Raw genomic sequence first — 4469 nt, 5'->3', positions numbered from 1 at the left:
GGATGGTTCCGAGCGTCATGTGGTGCCCCTTGTTCTGGTGAGTGGTTCGAGGCCTCCACGGTAAGGACCCCGCCCGGTTTTCCAAGCGGGCAGGAAACGCGTCCCGCTGTAGTCGGGCAGCGCCACCGTTTGTCGCCGCTGTCCTACACGCAGGCCCCAGCGTGGTGCGAACTGATGGCAGAAAACGCGCCTATTCGCCGCATTGGTACATCCGTCATCTTTTTACGATCGACCTGGGGCTCCAAGCCTTGTTGTTCAACTGACGGAAAGCCGCTTCGATGAAGCTCAATCACCTCAAACTCGGCCAGCGGCTGGGCATGGCCTTCGGGCTGATCCTCGCGATCACCGCACTCGTGTCGACGATCGGCGTGTGGCGCCTGGAGACGCTGAAGACGGCCAGCCAGGCGCTGGCGACCACCGAGATGCAACGCCAGTCGCTGGCGGCGCGCTGGGCCGCCAACATCAACCTGAACTGGGTGCGCACCGCCGCCTCGCTGAAGGCGAGCGATGCCACCTACATCGAGACGCTGAAGCGCGACATGGACGCGACCTCCGCCTCGATCAGCGAGATGCAGAAGAAGCTCGACGAGCTGGTGGTGGACGGTACCGGCAAGCAATTGATGGCCGACGTGGCGACGCGCCGCGAGGCCTACCGCGTCTCGCGCACCGCACTGTTCAAGCGCAAGCAGGCGGGCGACGACGTGGCCGCGCAGGTCGACAAGGAGTTGCAGCCGCTCGCGCAGGAGTACCTGAAGGGCCTGGCCGCGATCGACACCTACATGGACGAGCGGCTCGACGCGAGCCAGGCGCAGACGATGGCGGTGGCCGTGAGCGGCCAGCGCATCCTCGCCGGCGGCGCGATCTTCGCGGTGCTGGCCGGCCTGCTGCTGGCGGTGCTCGCGACACGCTCGATGACGATCCCGCTGCACCAGGCGGTCGATTCGGCACAGGCGATCGCCGGCGGCGACCTGTCGAAGCCCATCCATGCCGAGGGGCGCGACGAATGCGCACAGCTGCTGGGCGCACTCGGCGGCATGCGCAACCGGTTGTCGGAACTGGTGAGCGACGTGCGGCGCAATGCCGAAGGCGTGGCCACCGCGTCGGCCGAGATCTCGCATGCCAACAACGACCTGAGCGGCCGCACCGAGGAGCAGGCGAGCGCGTTGCAGCAGACCGCCGCCGCGATGGACGAGCTGTCGAGCACGGTGCGCATGAATGCCGACAACGCCCGCCAGGCCAACGCGCTGGCGCAGAGTGCCTGCGAGGTCGCGGTGCAGGGCGGCGACGTGGTCGGCCAGGTGGTCGACACGATGAAGGGCATCAACGACAGCTCGAAGAAGATCGTCGACATCATCGGCGTGATCGACGGCATCGCGTTCCAGACCAACATCCTGGCGCTGAACGCCGCGGTGGAAGCGGCGCGCGCCGGCGAACAGGGCCGCGGCTTCGCGGTGGTGGCCGGCGAGGTGCGCACGCTGGCCCAGCGCAGCGCCGAGGCGGCCAAGGAGATCAAGGCGCTGATCTCGACCAGCGTCGAGCGCGTCGAGCAGGGCACGGTGCTGGTGGACCGCGCCGGCACGACCATGCAGGACGTGGTGAACTCGATCCGCCGCGTCACCGACATCGTCGGCGAGATCAGCACCGCGAGCAGCGAGCAGAGCACCGGCGTCTCGCAGATCGGCGAGGCCGTGACGCAGATGGACACGACGACGCAGCAGAACGCCGCGATGGTGGAAGAAGGCGCGGCCGCGGCCGAGAGCCTGAAGGCCCAGGCGCAGGACCTGGTCAACACGGTGGCGGTGTTCAAGCTGGCGGCTTGAACGCCTCGTCGCAGACCTTGGCGTGGCCGTGACCGCGGCTGCGTGCATGGCACAGCACGAGGAAGTCGGTGATGCCCTGCTTCAGCAGTTCGGCGAGCATCACGTCGAGGTGGCCGGCGCCCACCGTCGCGATGGCGCTGAAGCTTGAAGCAGTCCGCGGATCCGCCTGCAGGCGTGAGGCGATCGTGTGCGCCATCTTGACGGAGCGACGGTCGGCGTATTGACGCACTGATTCCTGATAGGCCCACCCCGCGCGGATCCAGTCGTCGACGAGCTTCGCATAGTCGCCGTCGCGGGCGAGCTTCATCAGGAGCCCGCGTTCCTCGACCTCGTCGTCCAGCGCTGCGCTCAAGGCCTCCAGCTCGCGGTGGCTCATCGCCGACAGCGGACGCCCGTCCGGCGTTTCGTCGTGACCAAGAAATTCAAGCTGGCAGCGCAGCAGCTCACGCGACGCCTCGGTGAATGCCTTCGAGGAACCCTCGGATTTCGCAGACAAGCCGGCGTCGTCCATGCCGATCGTTCCGCCAGGGCGACCCTTCCCCGGCGGCTGGATGCCGCGCCACATCGACCGCTTCTTCGGCACCCGCTCGGGCGGGCACTCGACGAAATGAAAGTCGCCGTCTCGATACAGGAAGCGGACCAGGTCGCCGATCTGCTTCTGGACGTCGGCGTCGTCGTGGTCGGGATCGCCGACCAGGATCAGCACGCCATCGAGGGATCGATCGGACCGCCGCTCCAGTGCAGGGCTTTGCCGAAGTGCGAACGCCTGGCCGACGAAGCCTGTCAACTCATCGATGCCTGCGTGCCCAGGCAGCCGGTCTGCGCAACCGCCGTTTGTGGCGCACACCTCGTCGTGGGGGCGAGCCTGCGCGACAGGCAGCAGGTTCCAGGAGGGATGCAGCGCATCGTTCCAGGCATCGAGGGTGGCGAGCAACTGCCGCCATCCGTTCGAGAGCCGCGGCACCAGACCCGTGTCAGCCTCCACCTCGGCGACACGCACACCGGCGGCGGCCTGCTGCCGCTTGATGCGTTCGACCATGCGCCTGTGGCGGGTGGCCTTGTCGACGAAGGGCCTGCGGGGCCCCGAGGAAGCCCTGGAACGCCCGGAACCTGCCGGCGGTGCCGTCCACGGTGTTCCTCGGCATGGGGCATCCGCGCCGGGGAATCCGGGCGACTGGCGCCCATTCGTCGCTGTCGAATTGAAGGGTGAAGGCTGCATGACGCGGTGAGTCGCAGTGCAACGCCGCGGGTTCCATCAGCCCAGGGGCCTGAGCCCCGGGAAACAAATGCGCCCCACCGAGACGCGCGCCGCCCGTAACAAAGACATGACAGTTTCCGGCGCGACACGGACGTAAGCTCCGGCCTCAGGCCCTCGGGGGCGGCAGGGGGGCTTCGATGAACAGATCTGCGCCCGGCGACCGTGCTCGCCCGGCTCCCGGTGCGCCCCTCGGTGCGGTGACGCAACTGCTGCGGCGCTGGTCCGGCGGCGATGCGTCGGCGCTCGAAGCGCTGGTGCCGCTGATCTACGACGAGCTGCGGCGCCTCGCCGCGCGGCACCTGCGGCATGAGCGTGAGGGCCACACGCTCGCGCCGGCCGGCCTGGTGCACGAGGCCTTCCTGCGGCTGTCGAGCCGGCCCGGCCTGCAGCTCGAGTCGCGCGCGCAATTCTTCGGCCTGGCCTCGCGCCTGATGCGCCACGTGCTGATCGACCATGCCCGCGCCCGCGCGGCCGACAAGCGCGGCGACGGCGTCGCGCTCAGCCTGGACGAGCTGGGCGACAGCGCGTTCTCGACACCGGACCAAGCCGCCCACCTGCCGCTGGACCTGCTGTCGCTGGACCAGGCGCTGCACCGCCTGGAGCGGCTGGACCGCCAGCAGTGCGAGGTCGTCGAGCTGCGCTTCTTCGGCGGCCTGAGCGTCGACGAGACGGCGCAGGCGCTGGCGATCTCACCGGCCAGCGTCAAGCGCGACTGGGTCAGCGCGCGGGCCTGGCTGATGCGCGAACTGCAGCCCCGCCCGGGGCAAGCGAAGGCCGTTCAATGACCGACACCGTCGAGCGCGCACGCTGGCAGCACCTGAAAGGCCTGGTGGCCGACACGCTGGCATTGCCGGCGCCGCAACGCCGCGCCCACATCGACGCCGCCTGTGGTGACGACCCGGCGCTGAAGGCCGAACTCGAAGCGCTGGTCGCCKCGGCGGCCGGCGCCGGTGCACTCGACCACCCGCCCGCGTCCACCCTGCTCGCGGCGCTGTCGACCGAGGCCGCTGACACCACCGAGGCGCCGCCCGACGCCAGCGGCCGGCGCCTGGGCGACTACCGGCTGCTCGCCCTGATTGCCCGCGGCGGAATGGGCGAGGTCTACCGGGCCGAGCGCGCCGACGGCCAGTACGAGCAGCAGGTCGCGGTGAAGGTGGTGCGCGAAGGGGCCGACACCGCCTTCCTGCTCGACCGCTTCCATGCCGAGCGGCGCATCCTGGCCGCGCTGGACCACCCCAACCTCGCGAAGTTGCTGGACGCCGGCGTGTCGGCCGACGGGGTGCACTACGTCGTGATGGACCTGGTCGACGGCGGCCTGCCGATCGACCGCTACTGCGAGGCCCACGCGCTGCCGCTGGACGCCCGGCTGCGCCTGTTCCGCAGCGTCTGCC

At 69.6% G+C, this 4469-nt stretch carries 4 protein-coding genes; 3 read left to right on the top strand and 1 reads right to left on the bottom strand.

All coding sequences use genetic code 11. The features are described 5' to 3' along the window. Positions 1 to 278: 278 nt before the first annotated feature. A complete protein-coding gene (locus tag AC1D15_RS19325; protein WP_477827253.1) occupies positions 279 to 1820 on the top strand; it encodes a methyl-accepting chemotaxis protein in 1542 nt (513 codons plus the stop codon). Here the strand turns inward: AC1D15_RS19325 and AC1D15_RS19320 are convergent. Further along, the gene (locus AC1D15_RS19320; RefSeq protein WP_465113157.1) at positions 1804 to 2859 is read right to left on the bottom strand and encodes a TraB/GumN family protein; all 1056 of its coding nucleotides are present in this window, start codon (positions 2857 to 2859) and stop codon (positions 1804 to 1806) included. The genes AC1D15_RS19325 and AC1D15_RS19320 overlap by 17 nt on opposite strands. 356 nt (positions 2860 to 3215) lie before the next feature. Between AC1D15_RS19320 and AC1D15_RS19315 the strand changes: the two genes are divergently transcribed. Together AC1D15_RS19315 and AC1D15_RS19310 are read left to right on the top strand one after the other, a co-directional pair. Continuing rightward, complete coding sequence (locus AC1D15_RS19315) at positions 3216 to 3863, top strand: ECF-type sigma factor (RefSeq protein WP_465113156.1); 648 nt, start codon at positions 3216 to 3218, stop codon at positions 3861 to 3863. Continuing rightward, the coding region (locus tag AC1D15_RS19310; RefSeq protein ID WP_477827252.1) for a protein kinase at positions 3860 to 4469 on the top strand (610 nt) is incomplete at its 3' end. The genes AC1D15_RS19315 and AC1D15_RS19310, both read left to right, overlap by 4 nt.

It is taken from the genome of Rhizobacter sp. P2_H2 (genome assembly GCF_056403375.1).
This window is presented reverse-complemented; position numbering and strand designations above follow the sequence as displayed.

What these genes read in the sequence shown, in the direction of transcription:
- AC1D15_RS19325 (WP_477827253.1), top strand. Translation starts at nt 279, where the DNA reads ATGAAGCTCAATCACCTCAAACTCGGCCAGCGGCTGGGCATGGCCTTC.
- AC1D15_RS19320 (WP_465113157.1), bottom strand. Translation starts at nt 2,859, where the DNA reads ATGGTCGAACGCATCAAGCGGCAGCAGGCCGCCGCCGGTGTGCGTGTC.
- AC1D15_RS19315 (WP_465113156.1), top strand. Translation starts at nt 3,216, where the DNA reads ATGAACAGATCTGCGCCCGGCGACCGTGCTCGCCCGGCTCCCGGTGCG.